Annotated in this window: 18 protein-coding genes and 1 riboswitch; of the genes, 1 reads left to right on the top strand and 17 read right to left on the bottom strand. The window is 29.2% G+C overall.

The window, feature by feature from the left end; genetic code table 11:
* Window positions 1–142: 142 nt before the first annotated feature.
* From CLSA_RS23245 to eno, 8 genes are all read right to left on the bottom strand, one after another.
* On the bottom strand, window positions 143–295 hold the full coding sequence (locus tag CLSA_RS23245; RefSeq protein WP_022749507.1) for a hypothetical protein: 153 nt from the start codon (window positions 293–295) through the stop codon (window positions 143–145).
* Window positions 296–371: 76 nt separating this feature from the next.
* Window positions 372–1,196 (bottom strand): MetQ/NlpA family ABC transporter substrate-binding protein, encoded by an 825-nt coding sequence (locus CLSA_RS19380; protein WP_022749511.1) that lies wholly within the window; start codon window positions 1,194–1,196, stop codon window positions 372–374.
* Window positions 1,197–1,339: 143 nt separating this feature from the next.
* Window positions 1,340–1,978 (bottom strand): methionine ABC transporter permease, encoded by a 639-nt coding sequence (locus CLSA_RS19385; protein WP_022749515.1) that lies wholly within the window; start codon window positions 1,976–1,978, stop codon window positions 1,340–1,342.
* On the bottom strand, window positions 1,978–2,946 hold the full coding sequence (locus CLSA_RS19390) for a methionine ABC transporter ATP-binding protein (protein ID WP_022749518.1): 969 nt from the start codon (window positions 2,944–2,946) through the stop codon (window positions 1,978–1,980). The genes CLSA_RS19385 and CLSA_RS19390 overlap by 1 nt, the downstream gene beginning before the upstream one ends.
* Window positions 2,947–3,049: 103 nt before the next feature.
* A riboswitch (SAM riboswitch) is annotated at window positions 3,050–3,171 on the bottom strand.
* Between the two features lie 296 nt (window positions 3,172–3,467).
* Window positions 3,468–3,938, bottom strand: a complete 471-nt coding sequence (gene smpB, locus CLSA_RS19395; protein ID WP_022749522.1) for an SsrA-binding protein SmpB — start codon at window positions 3,936–3,938, stop codon at window positions 3,468–3,470.
* Window positions 3,939–4,499: 561 nt separating this feature from the next.
* Window positions 4,500–6,686, bottom strand: coding sequence for a ribonuclease R (gene rnr, locus CLSA_RS19400; protein ID WP_041716378.1), 2,187 nt, complete (start codon window positions 6,684–6,686; stop codon window positions 4,500–4,502).
* A 479-nt stretch (window positions 6,687–7,165) separates the two neighbouring features.
* Window positions 7,166–7,399: a preprotein translocase subunit SecG gene (gene secG / locus CLSA_RS19405; protein WP_022749530.1), complete on the bottom strand. Its 234-nt coding sequence runs from the start codon at window positions 7,397–7,399 to the stop codon at window positions 7,166–7,168.
* Between the two features lie 244 nt (window positions 7,400–7,643).
* The gene (eno, locus tag CLSA_RS19410) at window positions 7,644–8,939 is read right to left on the bottom strand and encodes a phosphopyruvate hydratase (protein ID WP_022749534.1); all 1,296 of its coding nucleotides are present in this window, start codon (window positions 8,937–8,939) and stop codon (window positions 7,644–7,646) included.
* A gap of 282 nt (window positions 8,940–9,221) precedes the next feature.
* On the opposite strand from eno, the gene CLSA_RS19415 reads away from it, so the two are divergent.
* Window positions 9,222–9,725, top strand: a complete 504-nt coding sequence (locus CLSA_RS19415) for a cell wall-binding protein (RefSeq protein WP_022749537.1) — start codon at window positions 9,222–9,224, stop codon at window positions 9,723–9,725.
* A gap of 228 nt (window positions 9,726–9,953) precedes the next feature.
* Here CLSA_RS19415 and CLSA_RS19420 read toward each other — a convergent pair whose 3' ends face one another.
* The 9 genes from CLSA_RS19420 to CLSA_RS19460 all read right to left on the bottom strand — a co-directional run bounded on the left by CLSA_RS19420 (window position 9,954) and on the right by CLSA_RS19460 (window position 20,781).
* Window positions 9,954–10,553 (bottom strand): protein kinase family protein, encoded by a 600-nt coding sequence (locus CLSA_RS19420; RefSeq protein WP_022749539.1) that lies wholly within the window; start codon window positions 10,551–10,553, stop codon window positions 9,954–9,956.
* Window positions 10,554–11,032: 479 nt separating this feature from the next.
* Window positions 11,033–12,571, bottom strand: coding sequence for a 2,3-bisphosphoglycerate-independent phosphoglycerate mutase (gene gpmI, locus CLSA_RS19425; protein WP_022749543.1), 1,539 nt, complete (start codon window positions 12,569–12,571; stop codon window positions 11,033–11,035).
* Between the two features lie 268 nt (window positions 12,572–12,839).
* Window positions 12,840–13,586, bottom strand: coding sequence for a triose-phosphate isomerase (tpiA, locus tag CLSA_RS19430; RefSeq protein WP_022749546.1), 747 nt, complete (start codon window positions 13,584–13,586; stop codon window positions 12,840–12,842).
* Window positions 13,587–14,016: 430 nt separating this feature from the next.
* Complete coding sequence (locus tag CLSA_RS19435; RefSeq protein WP_022749549.1) at window positions 14,017–15,192, bottom strand: phosphoglycerate kinase; 1,176 nt, start codon at window positions 15,190–15,192, stop codon at window positions 14,017–14,019.
* Between the two features lie 122 nt (window positions 15,193–15,314).
* Window positions 15,315–16,316 (bottom strand): type I glyceraldehyde-3-phosphate dehydrogenase, encoded by a 1,002-nt coding sequence (gene gap / locus CLSA_RS19440; protein ID WP_022749551.1) that lies wholly within the window; start codon window positions 16,314–16,316, stop codon window positions 15,315–15,317.
* Between the two features lie 65 nt (window positions 16,317–16,381).
* The gene (locus tag CLSA_RS19445; protein ID WP_077393856.1) at window positions 16,382–17,452 is read right to left on the bottom strand and encodes a sugar-binding transcriptional regulator; all 1,071 of its coding nucleotides are present in this window, start codon (window positions 17,450–17,452) and stop codon (window positions 16,382–16,384) included.
* 327 nt (window positions 17,453–17,779) lie between these two features.
* On the bottom strand, window positions 17,780–19,171 hold the full coding sequence (rpoN, locus tag CLSA_RS19450; protein ID WP_022749556.1) for an RNA polymerase factor sigma-54: 1,392 nt from the start codon (window positions 19,169–19,171) through the stop codon (window positions 17,780–17,782).
* A 291-nt stretch (window positions 19,172–19,462) separates the two neighbouring features.
* Window positions 19,463–20,299 (bottom strand): DegV family protein, encoded by an 837-nt coding sequence (locus CLSA_RS19455; RefSeq protein WP_022749559.1) that lies wholly within the window; start codon window positions 20,297–20,299, stop codon window positions 19,463–19,465.
* A gap of 20 nt (window positions 20,300–20,319) precedes the next feature.
* The gene (locus CLSA_RS19460; RefSeq protein WP_022749562.1) at window positions 20,320–20,781 is read right to left on the bottom strand and encodes a tRNA (cytidine(34)-2'-O)-methyltransferase; all 462 of its coding nucleotides are present in this window, start codon (window positions 20,779–20,781) and stop codon (window positions 20,320–20,322) included.
* Window positions 20,782–21,005 lie beyond the last annotated feature (224 nt).

The raw sequence follows: 21,005 nt of genomic DNA on the forward strand, positions 1-21,005 counted from the left end.
CAAGTACAAAATCTTGCTTAATCACATCATTCTACTTAAATAAACAAATAACAAACCATACTTATACTTCGGAATATATTCCAAACTAGAAAGAAATGGTGCTCTTTTGTTGAGTGTTACATTGAGAAAATGATTGTAGGATTTATTCATCACAAGTTGTTCCATTCTTGTATGTCCTTAACTTGTTTAAGGAGCATACTGGAATGGGTACAACTTGTGATGTTAGAAATCCACAATCATTTTCTCTAGTAACCGAAACAAACAGAGCATTATTTCTTTCGGTTACTTGCCACATAATCTTAAGTTACAAGTTATTTATCTATATAAAAATAAGGATGAACTATTGCTCATCCTTATTTTTATATTATAATTTAAAATACTGGAATTACTGCTCCATTGTATTCTTTTTCTATAAATTCTTTAACTTCTGGTGAAGTCATTGCTTTTACTAAATCTTTAATTTTTTGTTCATTTTCATTACCTGCTTTTACTGCAATTATATTAGCATAAGGCTTAGCAGCTTCTGAATCTTTATCTTCTATAATAATAGCATCTGTAGATGGATTGAATTTAGCTTCTATTGCATAGTTACCATTTATTATAGCTGCATCAACATCATCTATTGATCTTGGAACTGCTGCCGCTTCTAATTCACTAAACTTCAAATTCTTTGGATTTTCTGTTATATCTTTTGGTGTAACTAATTCACCATCTGAAATTTTAATTACTCCCTTTGATGCTAATAACTTTAATGCTCTAGCTTCATTTGATGGATCATTTGGAACCGCAATTGTAGCTCCATCTTTAAGTTCATCTAAACTTTTTATTTTATGAGAATATAATCCCATTGGTTCTAAATGAATAGCTCCTACTGATACTAAATTTAGCCCCTTTGATTCATTTTGTTCTTTTAAGTAAGGCATATGTTGGAAGAAGTTTGCATCTAATTCACCTTCTGATACTGATGTATTTGGTTGAACATAATCATTAAATTCAGTTACTTCTACTGTATATCCTTCTTTTTCAAGTAATGGTTTAGCTATATCTACTATTTCCCTGTGTGGTTTTGGTGTTACCCCGATTTTTATTACCTTATCTTCTTTAGATGCTGTATTTGTAGATGTTCCTCCACATCCTACTAATCCTAATGCGACTACACCCGCTAAAGCTATTGATAAAATTGATTTCTTTTTCATATTTATTACCCCCATTTTAAGCTTATGCTTTAATAATTTGATATCTAATTATTAAGATTTTTTATAATATATTTGCAACTATAAAATATATAAAAGTTTTTATATATTTTATAGAAAATAACTTCTTAATTATATATTGTGAATTATTTTGATAATTTATTATAAAAATAATTTCCTAAAAGTTGTAGAACTTGTACTACTACAATTAGAATAATACATGTTACTATCATTACGTCTGTTTGGAATCTTTGATATCCATATCTTATTGCTACATCTCCAAGACCTCCGCCTCCAATAGCACCTGCCATTGCAGAATATCCAACAATACTTATTATTGTAAGAGTTATTCCTGACATTATCGAAGGAATTGCTTCCTTAAGCATAACTTTAAATATAATTTGAGTATTTGAAGCCCCAAAAGACTTTGCCGCTTCTATTACACCTTTATCTACTTCTCTTAAAGATGATTCTATAACTCTTGCAACAAAAGGTGCTGCTGCAACTGTAAGTGGAACCATTGCTGCCACTGTCCCTATTGATTTACCTGCAATTATTTTTGTTAAAGGTACAATTATTACCATTAATATAACAAATGGAAAACTTCTTAATGTATTAACAATAAAATCTAAAATATTATAAATAATTTTATTAGGTTTTAAGCCATCATTTGCAGTAACTGTTAATAAAATTGCAGGTATAAAACCTAAAATTACAGAAAATGTAGTTGATACAAAAACCATTTCTAATGTTTCTATTAACGCTTTTCCTATTATTTCGTTCATTACTTAAGCACCTCCCACAAAATTTCTTTACCTTCAAGGTACTTTAGAACCTTATCTTTATCATTTTCGCTTATATTTATTACAAGCCCCCCTAATACTTCACTTCTAAATTTTTCAAGTTTACCCCAAACTATTGAAAAATCTATTTCTAGCTCTCTCGCCATTTTAGTTATAAGTGCATTCTCTGAAGAATTACTTGGGAAAAATAACTTAATATTAACTCCGCTCTCTGGCAATATTTCTTCTTCATCTTCTTCACCTAGGAATTTCTTTAATGAAGTTCCCGGCTTTAAAAATAAATCTTCTGCTCTTCCTTCTGCCTTTATTTCTCCACCATCTAATAATGCAACTCTTTGACACACCTCTTTTATAACTTCCATTTGGTGAGTAACCATTATTATTGTTATCCCTAGCTCTTTATTAATTTTAGAAAGTAAAGCTAAAATATCCTTTGTAATCTTAGGATCTAACGCTGATGTTGCCTCATCACAAAGTAATATCTTTGGATCCAATGCTAATGCTCTTGCTATCGCCACTCTTTGCTTTTGTCCACCACTAAGTTGCGATGGTTTGCTTAGTTTTTTATCCTCTAAGCCAACTAATTTAAGTAAATCTAATACCTTAGTCTCAATTATTTTCTTATCATATCCCCACACTTCAAGAGGAAGTGCAACATTATCAAATACATTTTTTCTTTGTAAAAGATTGAAGTTTTGAAAAATCATCCCTAAATCTTTTCTAAATTCTCTAAGTTCTGAACCACTTAACGAACAGACCTCTTTCCCCATTACATTAATAGATCCACCATCATAAGTTTCAAGTCCATTTATACATCTAAGCAATGTGGATTTACCTGCCCCACTATGTCCTATTATTCCATAAATTTCACCTTGCTTAATGCTCATTGATACATCTTTTATAACTTGTGTTTTCCCAAAACTTTTAACTACGTTTTTTATTTCTACCAAAACACATTCCTCCCTAATTGTCCTTACTTAGTTTCCGGATAACTAAAAAACAAAAGCGCTAGAGAATAAACCTCTAGCGCGCAATACACTACACAAATTTACCCTCTCATCTACCAGCTAAAAAAAAGCTGCAGGAATTAGCACCGTATAATATATTGGTAAATGAACCACTATTTCGGTTGCTGGGCTTCACAGGGCCAGTCCCTCCGCCACTCTTGATAAGATATCAGACTATTTAATTAGTTTCTGACATGATTATATAAATATTCTTTTATTTTGTCAACAGTTAAATAATAATTATTATTAACTGCTTAATCCAAAGTATTATCATCGGATTAATTTTATTATATATGCTTGTTTAATATATTGCAAGAACTTTTTAATTTTTATTTTAAATGCACAACAAATTTCTACACCAAATAAAATAAAAAATAAAAAGCCTCCTAAAAACAAATTTTAAGCAACTTAAGCACAATCACAAATAACAAGTCCATCTACTAAGATTAATTTTTTCATATGCCTTAATATCTATTTCTTTCTTTTATAGCTCTGTCAATATCTCTCTTTTGTGCTTTTTCAAGCATTGCATCTCTCTTATCATAATTTTTCTTACCTTTGCATACTCCAAGTGCAACCTTAACCTTACCTTCTTTTAAATAAAGTGATAAAGGTACTAAAGTATATCCATCTTGGCATACTAAAGCATCTAATCTTCTTATTTGATCTTTATGCAATAATAATTTTCTTTCTCTTACTGGATCTACATTAAATATATTTCCTTGCTCATAAGGACTTATATGCATGTTCTTTATAAATATTTCTCCATTGTATATATCAGCATAACAATCTTTAAGGTTTACTCTTCCTTTTCTTATAGATTTAACCTCTGTTCCAACTAAAACCAATCCAGCTTCCATTGCTTCCTCAACAAAGTAATCATGTCTAGCCTTTCTATTTTCAGCTAATGAATTTTCATTTTTCTTTCTTACCACTTTAATCACCTACTATGGCTATATTTCTTTAGAGACATTGAAAAAATAAAAAGTTACTCTTCTAATTCTTTATAATTTCAACTTTTTACTTTCCTTCATATGCCTTACTTAAGATTATATTATACGCATTCCTACAAATCAACTTTAGAAACATATAGAAATATACATATATCTATATGTTCTAATTAATAAAATCCATAAATAATAAATTTTGCTATTTACTTCTTTTGCTGAGACCGAGAATTTATGAATAAAATTTTTTATAACTTATATATATTTATATTTTTAATTTTCAAGTAAAATTAAGTTACTGTTACTTATTTTGATACAAATTATTTTTCAAAACTTACATATTAAAAATAGAATCTAATTGTTTATTTTAATAATGCTAAATATAAAATAATAGTTAACTTTAATTTCAAAATAATATTCTGAAGAATGATTAAATAAATATTCTTCAGAATATCTCTATTAATTATAAAATATCTTATATATTCTATAATTATTTAAATTCTATAACTTGCCCTCTCTAAGCTTTTTTCTATCGTATCTTAGTCTCCTTCATTTAATTTGAATTTGACTATCATCTTTATCAGCTATTTCATCTTCTCTCTTAGGTTCTTCTGTAATTCTAAAGAAAATCTCTCTATTAGCTATATCTACATCCACACATTCAACTTTAACCTTATCTCCTAATTTATATACCTTTTTAGTTCTTTCTCCAGTTAGTGAAAGATGTGATTCATTAAATACATAATAATCATCATTTAAATCATTAACATGAACTAACCCTTCAATTGTACTTGGTAATTCAACGAATATTCCAAAGCTTGTAACTGAAGATATAATTCCTTCAAATTCTTCTCCAATTCTATCTTGCATATACTCTGCTTTCTTTAAATCATCAACTTCTCTTTCAGCATCTTGTGCCTTTCTTTCCATTTCTGATGACTGCTTAGCTGCATATCCAACTATATTTTTCAACCTATTGTATCTCTTTTCATCTATTTGTGCATGCAAATATTCCTTTATTATTCTATGAATTTGTAAATCTGGATATCTTCTTATTGGAGAAGTAAAATGACAATAATATTGAGCTGCTAAGCCAAAATGTCCTATACATGCTGGTGCATATTTAGCTTGCATCATTGAACGTAATAATAAGGTACTTACAACAGTTTCTTCATTTTGTCCTTTAACTTTCTCTAAAATTTCTTGGAAACTCTTAGGATGTATTTCTTCTGTCCAACTAATATTGTATCCTAAATTATATACAAATTCCTTAAACTTTGTTAGTTTTTCTTCATCAGGGCTTTCATGGATTCTATATACAAACGGTATTTTAGTTTTAAACATATGCTCAGCTACTGTTTCATTAGCTGCTAACATAAACTCTTCAATCATTCTATTAGCAATTTCACGTTCATAAGGTTTAATCTCAATTGGTTTACCTAATTCATTTAATATTATTTTAGCTTCTGCGATTTCAAAATCAATGGCTCCTCTTCTAGTTCTCTTCTCTCTTAAAATATTACAAAGCTCTTCCATTAACTTAAAATCATCATAAAGATAATCATATTTTTTTATTAACTCTTCATCATGATCTTTTAAAATCTTTGTAACATCTGTATATGTCATTCTTTCATTAGTTTTAATAATAGATTCAACTATTTCATGATCTACAACCATTCCCTTATTGTTTATTTCCATAAAACAAGTTAATGTTAGTCTGTCTACTCTAGGATTTAACGAACATATACCATTTGATAATTTTCTAGGTAGCATTGGAACAACTCTATCAATTAAATAAACCGAAGTTGCTCTTTTTAATGCTTCCCTATCCAATGGATTATTCTCTCTAACATAATTAGTTACATCCGCAATATGAACTCCTAGTCTAAAGTTCCCATTTGGTAACTTTTCAATAGATACAGCATCATCTAAATCCTTAGCATCTTCACCATCTATTGTTACCATTCTTAAATCTCTTAAATCTCTTCTGCTTAGATACTCTTGTTCATCAATTTCCTCGGAAATATTTTCAGCAAAATTTAATACTTTAGTAGGAAATTCTTCAGGCAATCCAAGCTTTTTAATGATCATTAAAATATCTATTCCTCTATCGCCTTTTCTACCTAAAATTTCTGTAACAACACCTTCTGGTTTTCTTTTTCCATCTGGCCATTTTGTTATTTTAACTATAACTACGTCCCCATCTTTAGCATTGTTTCTGTCTTTCTTTGATATAAATATATCTTGCGTCATTCTAGTATCTTCTGAAATTACAAAGCCAAAGTTTTTTGAATCTTCATATACTCCAACAATTTTACTTGTATTTCTTTCAAGGATTTCAACTACTATACCTTCCCTTTTCTTAGTCTTTGTATCTTCCCTTGTTACTTTTACTGAGATTTTATCACCATTAAAAGCTCCATTTATACAATTACTAGGAATAAAGACATCCTTCTGTCCTTCTTCTTCAGGAATTAAAAATCCAAAACCTTTTGCATGAGATTGTAGAGTTCCAATAACTAATCCTTCTTCCTGATGCTCTTCACCTTCTGCTATCATATATCTATTAGTTTTTGTTCTTCTTATTATTCCTTCATGCTCCATCATTTTCAAAGTTTTCTTAAATGCATTATATTCATTTTTCTTTATATCAAATATGGCAACTAATTCTTCAATATCCATTGGGGTATATGCAGTTTCTCTCATAAAACTTGCTAATGTTTGCTTTATTCCCATAACTATTCCTCCACTATACAATTTTCTATATATTATTCCTTTGTATCTATATACTACCATAATAACATAGTCTAATATAAACTTACTATATTATATTTTATACTTATATATTATATTTAGATAACATAGAATATAATTTTTATTTAGCCTTATTATATATTATTAACTTAATCATTTAATTTATTTCAATATATAATAAAAAATAAATATTATAATATCCATATTACCCTTTATAACAAACATACTATAGGTATTCAAGTTAAATCTTAAACTTATATGATTATTACCCCAAATAGAAGTCATGCATTTATTTCGGTTACTGAAAATGTTGAAATATATTTAAAAACAAAAAGTAAGTGGATTCTATAGCAACTGAGCAAAAAAATCCGCTTACTTTGGACAAAGTATCACATAAGTCTAAAACTTACTTATTTATATACAAACAAAAAAGCTACTTACATTTTAAGTAGCTTAAACTATTACTTTAATATATTTAACACAATTGTATTTATCGCAAAAAGAGCCATAAATATGTATGTTAATCTTACAAGAATTACTTCCTTAGTTCTAGACTTATTTTTTGCAAAAAATGTATCTGTTGTAGCTCCTTGTATTAAACCACTTAACGCATCAGCTTTACTTGGTTGCATATAAACAGTCACAATAGTGAATATTCCTAATATTACTTCTAGGACTAAAAATATATTTTTCATAGGTAACACCTCCTATAATTATGTATAATACATATGTTAAATCATATCATAATTATTCTATTATTACAACTTTTCTCAATTACAAATTTACAGCTAGATTATTTAAGTTATATTATTTAGACTTATTTTCAGCTTGCACAAGTTAAAATTTTTTACAAAAATAAGAGTACTCTAGAAAAAACTCTAAAATACCCTTGTTTATTTCAGATAGATTCACAAAATAACAATTTCATGTCATTAATAACTATTTCTTAATATTGAAGAAAGCCTTCTTACCTCTATACTCTGCTACCTCATCTAATTCTTCTTCAATTCTTAACAATTGATTATATTTTGCAACTCTTTCAGATCTTGCTGGTGCACCTGTTTTAATTTGTCCTGCATTAACAGCAACAACTAAGTCAGCTATAGTAGTATCTTCTGTTTCACCACTTCTGTGAGATACAACAGCTGTATATCCTGCTCTATTAGCCATTTCTATAGCATTTAATGTTTCTGTTAATGTACCAATTTGGTTTAACTTAATAAGGATTGAATTACCTACTCCAAGTTCAATACCCTTTTCAAGTCTTTCAGTATTAGTAACAAACAAATCATCACCAACTAATTGAACTTTCTTTCCTAATCTTTCAGTAATTAACTTCCATCCGTCCCAATCCTCTTCTGCCATACCGTCTTCAATGGAAATAATAGGATACTTATTAACCCAATCTTCAAAGAAATCAACCATCTCTTTTGAGCTTAATGTTCTGCCCTCATGTTCTAATACATATTTACCATCCTTATAATATTCTGATGAAGCAGCATCAATTGCAATAAAGATTTCTTCTCCTGGTTTATATCCAGCTTTTTCTATTGCTTCTATTATAACATCAAGTGCCTCTGCATTTGATGTTAAATTTGGAGCAAATCCACCCTCATCACCAATGCCAGTTGCATATCCTTTGTCGTTTAAAATCTTCTTTAATGTATGATAAACTTCAGCGCACATTCTTAAAGCTTCGCTGAATGTAGGAGCTCCAGCTGGCATAATCATAAATTCTTGTAAATCTACAGAGTTATCAGCATGTGAACCTCCGTTTAAAATATTCATCATAGGAACTGGTAATACTTTTGCATTTACTCCACCTATGTATCTGTACAATGGCATTGCTAAAGCATTTGCAGCAGCATTTGCAACAGCTAATGAAACACCCAAAATTGCATTAGCACCTAACTTGCCTTTATTAGGAGTTCCATCTAATTTAATAAGCATTTCATCAATATAAGTTTGGTCAAATACATTGCATCCAATTAATTCTTCAGCAATTGTTTCATTTATATTATTTACTGCATTTAAAACACCCTTACCTTGATATTGACTTTTATCTCCATCTCTTAATTCTACTGCTTCGTACATTCCAGTTGATGCACCTGATGGTACTGCTGCTCTTCCCATAGAACCATCTTCTAGATATATTTCTACTTCTACTGTAGGAAAACATCTAGAGTCTATTATTTGTCTGGCAACAACATCTACAATTTCTAAATAATCTTTCATTTAATATTACCCTCCTTGTATTATGAACTTTAGTATGAATATCTACTAATACTGCTATAATAATAGATAAACTCAACTAAAAAGGCTTTTTTACTTACCATAATATTATTAGTAAAAATTTTTTAATTATTCATTTTATATATTATTTAAATTTTCAACATAATACTTCGTTTGAGTTTTTTTGTAATTATGGTTGATTTTTACATTTAGTTATAAGATAATAGTATTACATCCTTTAACCAATGTTATGGGATTACTTTTTAATTAGGGGTGATTTATAAAATGATTAAAAAATTTATTATTGCATCTTTAGCTACTGTATTAACAGTTGGACCATGTTTGCCAGCTGTAACTGCAGAAGCTGCAGTTAATTCTGATAAGTATCTAGGACAAACTGTAGATAGCAACGGAAAGTATCAAGGGTGGTATAAATTCTCAGATGGCAGCTGGGGATACTATATTGACTACGGAAAATTAGTTAAAAACGTTTGGGTAAACGAGCCTGATGGTGACTATGGTATAGGCGCCGATGGTAAGATGGTAACTGGATGGTTTCCTAATGCTATAGACAACAAGTGGTACTACTTCCAATCAGATGGTAAGGCAAGCAAGGGCTGGCTACAAAGTGATGGATTATGGTACTACATGGATAACAAAGGAGCTATGTTAACAGGTTGGCAAAAAATTAATGAAAGATGGTATTATTTCGATACAACTACTGGAGTAATGGCAAGTAATATCAAAGTTGATGGATATTATTTATCTGCAGATGGTTCTCTGCAATAATATCACTCTATCCTGTATATAGATTAATATTAAAATTGATAATGTAGAATGAATAATGAATAATAAAAACTTATATAAAAAATAAAAATTTTATAAGCAAAACATATAAAATGCGATTACATTTTAAAAATCATTCTACATTCTATATTATCAATTCTGATTAGAATTAAACTATCCTAATTTCATTGTCAGCTATAACTTCTAGAGACAAAACTATAAATCATATATTTACTCAATTCCAGATAATTGTTCAGCTTCACAATATTTTTTAAATTTTAGTCTCCACATTTTTGCTTTTCTAGAATCTATTTTGTTTATACCTTCTAAGAACTCTTCAAGAACTCCAATTCTATTCAATCCCTTCATGAGATGCCTTGGATAATCAACTTTCCTTGTATAAGCTTTCTTCGGATCTATTATCATGAGTTTTTCATCTTCTGAAACATAAATATCTTTGCAACGAGTATCAAGCTTTTTAAATTTAAGTTTTTTAAATTCTAATAACAACTGATATATATTTTCTATCAACGAATTACTCAATCCGCTCTCTTTAATGTATTCATCAAGCCTTTCTCCTTCCACCATATCCCTTACAACATATAACTTTCCTTTCTTATACATGTACGGAAAATATTTTGATCCATTAGTTTTAGCAAGAATACTTCCTTCATCATTACATACCTTTTGCTTTAAAAATATTTTTATAACTTTTTTATTAGGCAATTCATAAACTACTCCATTATTTCCTTGTCCTAAATAGTTTGCCTCTCTAAATAATTTTTCTGTAATTTCATCAAAGTCAGCAGAATATGCAAAATTTTTTTTCATATTATCAGTCCTAAATCTTTTTTATAAATATATTAATTTATTGTTTACTTTATGCAATTCTATCTAGGCACATGAAATAAAATAACAAATCCAAAATGTCATTATTATTTTTCATCAGGCAAGGAAGCAAATTTGTTTGATCATAGGCTATTAGAGGAATCTGTTAATGAGCAGATAAAATTATTGTATCCCCATTATGTCTTGTTTATAGATATTCAATTTAAGAATTAGATTTATAATTAGAATGTGTTTTCATACTAGAAATAAGGAGAATTCTTTTACGTAACGTTGCGTTGACAATTTGGCTGTTCGAAAATCCACAGCCAAATTATCTAGCAACCGAGCAAAAAAATTCCCCTTATTTAGGTTATCTATCACATAAGTCTAGATTCAAAGTTGTTTCTCTATACTATAAAACAAAAACGTCATTAACTAAAATGTTAATGACGTTTTTGTTTTATTCTTTATATTAAATAAAATTACTTATTTAATATTAAATTTTCTCCAGTCATTTCAGCAGGTACTTCTAAACCTAATTGACCTAACATTGTTGGAGCTATATCAGCAAGCTTTCCATCTTTTAATTTCTTGCCTTCAGTATCATTTGATACCCAAACAAATGGAACTGGCTCTGTAGTATGAGCTGTATATGGATTTCCTGTTGAGAAATCTATCATAGTTTCAGCATTACCATGGTCTGCAGTAATAAATACACATCCATCTTTTTCTAAGACTTTATTTACGACATTACCTAAACACTCATCAACAGATTCAATCGCCTTAACAGCTGCTTCAACAACACCTGTATGTCCAACCATATCTGGATTTGCAAAGTTTAGAATTATCATATCATATTTATCGCTATCTAACCTAGCTAATAATTCTTCTGTTACTTCATATGCACTCATTTCTGGTTTTAGATCATAAGTTGCAACCTTTGGTGATGGAATTACAACTCTTTCTTCACCTGGATTTTCTTTTTCAACACCACCATTAAAGAAGAAAGTAACGTGAGCATACTTTTCAGTTTCAGCAATTCTTAATTGATTTAATCCCTTACTACTTACATATTGTCCAAGAGTATTAGCTAAGGTTTGTGGAGTATAAGCAACATGAACTCCTTCTAAAGTTTTATCATATTGAGTCATTGTTACAAAAGTAAGATCTAAAGTTTCTCTCTTAAATCCTACAAATTCTTTATCATTAATAGCTCTAGTTATTTCTCTTGCTCTATCTGGTCTAAAGTTAAAGAATACAACTGAGTCTCCGTTCTTAATATTAGTTATTGGGCTACCATTTTCTAAGATTACTGTTGGTAAAACAAATTCATCAGTTTTGTTGTCATGATATGAATTTTCAATTGCTTCTACTGCACTATTAGCAGTTTCACCTTTACCTAAAACTAATGCGTTATATGCAAGTTCAACTCTTTCCCATCTATTATCTCTATCCATTGCATAATATCTACCACTTATAGTAGCAATTTTACCTACTCCAATTTCAGCCATTGCAGCTTCAGTTTCTTTTATGAATTCTTTTGCTGATGAAGGTGGTACATCTCTTCCATCCATGAAAGCATGAACAAAAACATTTTGAACTCCTTCTTTTTTAGCAAATTCTAAAAGACCTTTTAAATGATCAATGTGTGAGTGAACTCCACCATTTGATAATAATCCCATTAAGTGTAGCGCTGCTCCAGTTTTTTTAGCATTACTCATAGCTAATCTAAGAGCTTCATTTTCAAAAAAGTCCCCATCCTTAATAGCTTTAGTAATTCTAGTTAATTCTTGATATACAATTCTACCTGATCCAATATTTAAATGTCCTACTTCTGAATTTCCCATTTGACCTTCTGGTAATCCAACTTCTAATCCACTTGCTTGTAATTGAGAATTTGGATAATTTGCAACTAATCTATCGAAATTTGGTTTCTTAGCTAAACTTACAGCATTTCCTTCTGATTTTGGTGCAATTCCAAAACCATCTAATATCATTAACATAACTGGCTTTTTTGACATGTTTTTACCTCCATTTTTATCTCATTGAATAATAGCATACACCTATTATTATAATTTCGTTTTATTACAATATTATTATATTATTTTTTAATAATCATTGCAACTTTGTAAATGTCTTCATTTATCATATATAGCATCTTTTTGTGAATTATTTTTTACTACATAATGAATAATTTGCATCAATATTTCTTGTCGAAATACCACTTCTGTTTTTAGTAATTCATTCTAAAAAAAAAGTTATGAACATAAAGTTCATAACTTTTATATCCTAGTAGTTAACTATTGCAGAAAAATCTGCTGCAACTAAGCTAGCTCCACCAACTAATGCTCCATCGATATCAGACATTTCCATTTGAGCTTTTATTGTGTTTGGTTTAACTGATCCACCGTATTGAATTCTTGTTTTTTCAGCATATTCTGAACCGTACATTTCAGCAACCATAGATCTTATTGCTTTTATTGTTTCATTTGCTTGCTCATCTGTAGCAGTTTTACCAGTTCCGATTGCCCAGATTGGTTCGTAAGCAATAACTAATTTTTCTACTTGTTCATTAGTTAATCCAGCTATATCAGCTTTAATTTGAGCTTCGATAACTTTATTAGTAGTTCCGTTTTCTCTTTGTTCTAAAGTTTCTCCACAACAAAGAATTGGAGTGATGTTGTGTTCAAAAGCTTTTTTAACCTTTTTGTTTAATGCTTCATCAGTTTCATTGAAGTATTCTCTTCTTTCGCTGTGTCCTAAAACAACATAATCAATTCCCATAGCTTCAAGCATTGATGGAGAAACTTCTCCTGTGAAAGCTCCACTTTCTTCAAAGTGCATGTTTTGTGCAGCAACTTTTATATTTGATCCAGCTACAGCTTTTTTTACTGCATCTAAACATACAAAAGTAGGACATACAACTACATCACATGTAGCATCTTTAACTAATGGTTTTAATTCTTCTATCATTTTAACTGCTTCATCAACAGTTTTATTCATTTTCCAGTTACCTGCTATAATTGCTTTTCTCATTGATATTCACCTCATAATTAAATTTTATTATTTTAGGCACATTAAAAAAAATAATCATGGCATTTCGGCTTGTTATCTTCTCTCATGTGTCTTAGTTTCGTATCTTACTGAATCATTTTAAAATTACTTATCTTAACCAAATAATTTTAATACTTTTTTATTTTTGAATATTCTTTAATTGATATGAACTTAAGAAAATTGATCAAGTTTTCTTAAGTTCATCTAAATATAATTTTTAAAATCAATTAACTAATAATCTTAAATGAGACTTTTGGCCTAAAGTTTCTACAAATCCCGTCGAACTTGTTTTAATAAAATCAATTAATAATCTTTCAAAATATTATTTATTTAACAATCAATATTTTTAATATTCATTAAACAATATTAGTAATATTAGAAACTACTTTTTATTTATATATATCTATTAGAATTAGTCATTTAATGCAGCAATTCCTGGTAATACTTTACCTTCTAAGAATTCAAGTGATGCTCCACCACCAGTTGAGATATGAGTCATCTTATCTCCAAATCCTAAAATGTTAACAGCAGCAGCTGAATCTCCACCACCGATTATAGTAGTAGCACTTGAATCAGCCATAGCTTTAGCTACTGCAATTGTTCCTTTGTTGAAGTTTTCAAATTCGAACACTCCCATTGGTCCATTCCAGATTACAGTCTTAGCATCTTTAACAGCTTCTGCATATAAAGTTTCTGTCTTTGGTCCAATATCTAATCCCATACTTCCAGCAGGAATGTTTTGATCTTCAGTAACTACAGCAGCTACATCTTTAAATTCTGCAGCAACTCTATGGTCTACTGGTAATAAGAACTTAACTCCCTTTTCTTCTGCCTTTGCAATCATTTCTTTAGCGTAGTCAAGTCTATCTTCTTCAACTAATGAAGTTCCGATTTCATATCCTTGAGCCTTTAAGAATGTATAAGCCATTCCACCACCAATGATGATTGTATTAACTTTATCTAAAAGATTGTTAATAACAGCAATCTTATCTGAAACTTTTGCTCCACCTAAAATAGCAACAAAAGGTCTTTCTGGAGTTTCAACTGCATTTCCTAAAAATTTTAATTCTTTTTGAATTAAGTATCCACATACAGCAGTATCTATATAATCAGTTACTCCAACTGTTGAACAGTGAGCTCTGTGAGCTGTTCCAAATGCATCATTAACAAATACGTCAGCTAATGAAGCTAATTCTTTAGAGAATGTTTCAACGTTCTTTGTTTCTTCTTTTCTGCATCTAGTGTTTTCTAATAAAACGATGTCTCCATCTTTCATTTCTGCAACTGCTTTTTTAGCATTTTCACCAACAACTTCTTCATCTCTAGCAAAAACAACTTCTTTATCTAACATTTCACTTAATCTTTTAGCAACTGGAGCTAATGATTTTGAAGCATCTTTTCCTAAGTGTGAGCAAAGAATAACTTTTGCATTATGTGCAACTAAATATTTGATTGTTGGAAGTGCTCCATTTAATCTGTTTTCATCAGTTATAACACCATCTTTTAATGGAACATTAAAGTCACATCTTACTAGTACTTTTTTTCCGTTAACATCGATATCTTCAATTGTTTTCTTGTTAAAATTCATTCACTTTCACCTCTAAAAATATTTTATCAGATTTTAAAATAGTCTGGCCTTATAGCCTTATACTACAAAACCAGACTTATTTTTAACATAAAATTGCGCAATTATGTTCTATTAGATCTAAATTACTTTAAGTTAGCGAAGTATCCTAAAGTTCTGATTAATTGGTTAGTGTATGACATTTCGTTATCATACCAAGAAGCAACTTTAACTAATTGTTCTCCGTTAACTTCCATAACTTTAGTTTGTGTAGCATCGAATAATGAACCGAAGCTGCTTCCGATGATATCACAAGAAACTATTTCATCTTCAGTATATCCGTAAGATTCAGTAGCAACAGCCTTCATAGCAGCGTTAACTTCTTCTACAGTTACTTTCTTATCTAAAGTACAAACTAATTCAGTTAATGAACCAGTGATACATGGAACTCTTTGAGCACCACCATCTAATTTTCCTTTTAATTCAGGAATAACTAATCCGATTGCTTTAGCAGCACCAGTTGAGTTAGGGATGATTGAAGCTGCAGCTGCTCTAGCTCTTCTTAAATCACCTTTTCTGTGTGGAGCATCTAAAGTATTTTGATCGTTAGTGTATGAGTGAATTGTTGTCATGAAACCTTTTGTTAATCCAAAGTTATCATTTAAAGCTTTAGCCATTGGAGCTAAACAGTTAGTAGTACATGAAGCACCTGAAATAACTGTATCTGTTGATTTTAAGATTTCGTGGTTTACATTGTAAACTACTGTTGGTAGATCGTTTCCTGCTGGAGCTGAAATAACAACTTTCTTAGCACCTGCTTGAATATGAGCTGAAGCTTTGTCTTTTGAAGCAAAGAATCCAGTACATTCTAAAACGATATCTACATTTAATTGTCCCCATGGTAAGTTTGCTGGGTTAGCATCTGCAGTAACTTTGATTTCCTTTCCGTTTACTACAAAAGCTCCTTCTTTAACTTCGATTTCTCCATCGAATCTTCCTTGAGCTGAATCATATTTGAATAAGTGAGCTAACATTTTAGCATCTGTTAAGTCGTTGATTGCAACCACATTAAATTCAGGGTTGTTGATCATTAATCTTAAAGCTAATCTTCCTATTCTTCCAAAACCATTAATTGCTACGTTTACCATTACAATTACCTCCTAATAATACATTTCTTTTTTTTTATAAAAATAAATTTTACAAACTAATTTAATTACTGAATTCGATTTTCTAATATATCTAGTATACCATTAGCTGCCGCTTCATCGGTAACCAGTACACCAGTGAAATCATTAAATTCAGTTGCTATAATCGACTCTACTTTATTTTTCCCACCTGCTACTGCAATATGTGTCTTGATTTTTTTTGCTTCATTAATTTTAATTCCAATTGTGGTAGCTTCTGAGATTATTTTTGAGTCTCTACTAAAGTAACATCCAAATGCTTCTCCTACAGCTCCGTTATTTATTAAGTTATCTATTTCTTTCTCCGGAACTCCTCTTTTTCTAGCCATCTGCACTGCATTACCTATACCATACATTAGAACATCTGCTTTATGAATAGCATCAATAACAGCTTTAACAGCTTCTTCTTTAAGCAAAGTATCTACTATATCTAAGCTTAAATTTTCTGAGATATGAAGCATTTTATAAGTACCATTTAACTTTTTAGCTAAGGTTGCTGCTAATGTATTAGCTTGGGTTTCAACTTTCTTTCCCATTCCACCTCTTGCTGGTACTACTTGTATGTTAGACAAATTTGTTATTTTGGGAAATGCTTCTACTACTTCTTTTAATGTGCTGCCACCTGTTAATGCTACAATAGAATTATCTTCTAAAACATCTTTAACATAATTAGCACATGCTTTTCCTAAGTCTTTTAAGACTAATGAATTTTCTTCCACATCCCCTGGGACTATAATTACTTTTTTTAAATTAAGTAAAGATTTTATTTTTTCTTCCATATGGGAAAGTCCCTTTATTTCATGTATAAAATCTTTTAATTTTATTATAAGTTCTACTCCATCACTTGTAACTGTCATACCTGCAGTATTTATATCAATTAAACCTTGATCCTTTAAAAAACCTATTTCAGTTCTAACACTTCTTTCTCCGATATTTAACTTATCAGATAATACTCTTCTCCCAATAGGTTGATTGTGATAGATTGTTAAAAGTATGTTATACCTTTTATCTAATGTATTTACAAGCTCAGGAACTATTTTCCTTTGTAATTCTAATATTTCCTGCAACTCAAACACTCCCTTGGTCTTCAACTGTCCCATCATATTTCATTGTGTCCCACATGTATTATTATAAAACACCTTGATAAATTTTTAAACCCTTTAGCAAAACTTTTTTTATAATATTCCAAAAAAAGTTTAAATATTAAATAAATTATTTTTTTTACTATGAAAGAAATATTATATAATAGTATCATTTATTGTAAATATAATTTTAAGGTATAATAAATTTATTTGCTCACAAGTACTGTTACACAATCTTAAATATCTTGGATTATTGCTATAAAAAAATGCATAATTAATAATTAATAAATAAACTTCTACACTTATTTCATTCATCAATTATTAGTATGCATTTTTTTAATATTATTATAATCTTTTTCTCATAGAAGAAGATTTAATTCCTAATTCCTCTCTATATTTTGCTACTGTTCTACGCGAAATTTTCATATTGCTTTCAGTTAACATATTACTTATTGCTTGATCTGAAAGAGGCTTTTCTTTATTTTCCTGTTCAACTATTTTCTTTAATAAATTTTTTATTTTTATTGTTGACATATCTTCTTGATTATTTGATGATATTCCAGTTGCAAATAAATCTTTTATTTTTATGGTGCCATAACTCGTTAATACATATTTATCTTTAATTGCTCTACTCACAGTTGACTCATGAACTTTAATTTTATCTGCTATTTCTTTTAATGTTAAAGGTTTTATATATTGCTTACCATTCTTAAAAAATTCATTCTGCCTCTCTAAAACACATTCTAAAACTTTATATAATGTATTTTTTCTTTGTTCTATCGACTTTATAAGGAACAATGCTTTATTAATCTTCTCCTTAACATAAGTGTTTGTTTCTGAATCTTTATCATTTTCCAAGACCTGTTTGTACATTTTGTTTATTACAAGTTTAGGTAATACACTTTCATTCATCATTATAAAAAATTCACCATCAATATTTTTAATTTCAGCATCAGGTATAATATAATTCACCTCTTCACCTGTAAAAAATCCTCTTGATGGTTTAGGTTCTAAACTCTTAATTAAATCCCCATATCTTTGAGCTTCTCTTGGCGAAATATTAAGATCCTTTCCAATTAAATCATATTTATTTTCTGCAATATTTTCTAAATGATTTGAAATCATTTTTTCTATAATATCATCTAAAATATTTAATTTTAGACTCTGAATAAACAAACATTCTTGTATATTTCTAGACCCTATTCCATATGGTTCTAATGATTGTACCACTTTTAAAGCTTTCTCTATATCTTCATTAGGAATACCTAGTTCCTTAGAAAATTCCTCTATAGATAACTCTAAATATCCTCTAGAATCTAAGGATTCTATAATGTATTTAGATATGCTTATTGTATATGGATCACAATCGATCTCCACTAGTTGTTCATATAAATATTCTTTCAACGATTTCTTTTTTTCTATAAAATTTAGTGGCGATGTTTCATCCTCATCTCTAAAGTAACTTTTTTCAGACTTATCACAATAATTATCCGAATATAATTCTTCTACTATTTTTTTATAATCGTATCTTTCTTCCATTTGCATTTCACTATTAACTTGAGTGTCGTCATATGATTCCTCATTTACCTCTAGAATTGGATTTTCTGAATATTCGTTATCAATGTATTCTCTTAAATCATGAAGAGACATTTGCAAAAGTTTTATAGATTGCTGCATATTTTGAGTTAACACCATTCTCTGCTCTTGAGTCATCTTCATTCTATAATCTAAATTCATAAATATCCCCCTTATATCATCTTGTATACTTCTTTAAAATATCATAGTTAAACGTATTCACAATTCTAATTATTTACTGTATTTCTTTTATATAGTATAACCTTTTATTGTCCATAATGGCAAGTATGCCATACACTTTAATTATTTATATTATTCTATTTCCCTCTTTATTCCTAATATAGACTTAATAAAACAGCAAACAAATAAAAAAATATATTAATAAAATTAACTAATTTAATTTTATTAATATATTTTAAAACAATACAATATGTTCTATGATATAACTGTTTATTATTTTGTTAAAAATACTAATCCACAGCAATGTGGTCCCGAATGTATACTAACTGTTGATCCAACTGAACATTCAATAAAATCAACATTATTTTCAATCATATATTTTTTAAGCGCTTCTTTGATCTCAACATTGTCTACATCAATTAATATAACCGGAACATCTTCATCTAGATTAGAATTTTCTAAATCATCAATAATTTTATTAATCGCTTTTTTCGTACCTCTAATTTTATCTTTTACAGACATAAGCCCATCTTTTATATCTAGCACTAGTTTAATTCCAAGTATTCCGCCCACAATTCCAGCTGTTTTCGAAATTCTTCCACCTCTAACAAGGTATTCTAAGGATTCAAAACAAACTGAAAGCTTAACATTTTTCTTAATATTGTTTAATTCGTTTTCTATCTGAATTATATCGTATCCTTTATCCCTAAGCTTAGCAGCCTTTAATACCAATATACCTAATGCCGCTGTAACATTTTGAGAATCGATAACTACTATATCATTACTTTCTAGCATTTCCTTTGCTATGCATGCTGATTGATAAGTTCCACTCATTGCAGATGACATATGAATTGAGATAATTTTATATCCTTCATCTAAATATTTCTTATATGATTCCATAAACCTATTTGGAATTACTTGAGCTGTAGTTGGTAATATACCTTCCTTTTCTATCTTCTCAAATACCATCTTAGGATTTATTTCAACCCCATCTAAATAACTTTTTTCTTCAAAGTTTATTAGTAATGGTAAAACCTCTATATCATATTTATTGTATATATCATTTGATAAATCTGCAGTGCTATCAGTAATGATTTTTATCTTTTCCATTCATCTTCATTCCTCTTCAATTATTTCATATTCGGAAATCCTAATTGCCTTAAAGCTTCATAAGCTACTATAGCTACAGTATTGGATAAATTTAAACTTCTAGCACTAGATTTTATCATAGGTACTCTAAGTCCATTAAGTCTTTTATGAACTTCTTCAGGAACACCGCAAGACTCTCTTCCAAACATTATAAAATCACCTTCTTCAAAGGAAATTTCATCATAATGTGTTCCTTCATGAGTAGTTGATAAGAAAATTCTCTTATCACCATACTTTTCCATGAACGCTTCATAACTTTCATGTACTTCCATTTCTAAGTCCTTCCAATAATCTAAACCTGCTCTTCTCACTTGCTTTTCACTTATATCGAAACCTAATGGCTTTATTAAGTGTAATTTACTATTTGTAAGAACACAAGTTCTAGCAATATTTCCTGTATTTTGAGGTATCTCTGGTTGATACAATACTATGTTTAAATTCAAATTTTCACCTTCTCTTATTTATACAAAATTAACCTTTGTTTAGGCACATGAAAATAAATAACAAGTCCATCTGACATGATTATTTTCTTTCATGTGCCTTATTTAAAAATTATACTATACGGTTCATAACAAGTCAAAATTATGTATAAGGCACGTGAAAATATTCTAGCAACGTGACTTGTTATTTATTTAAATGTGCATAAATAGTATATAAATAAAAACAT

The sequence above is a fragment of the Clostridium saccharobutylicum DSM 13864 genome, assembly GCF_000473995.1.
GTDB classification, from domain to species: domain Bacteria; phylum Bacillota; class Clostridia; order Clostridiales; family Clostridiaceae; genus Clostridium; species Clostridium saccharobutylicum.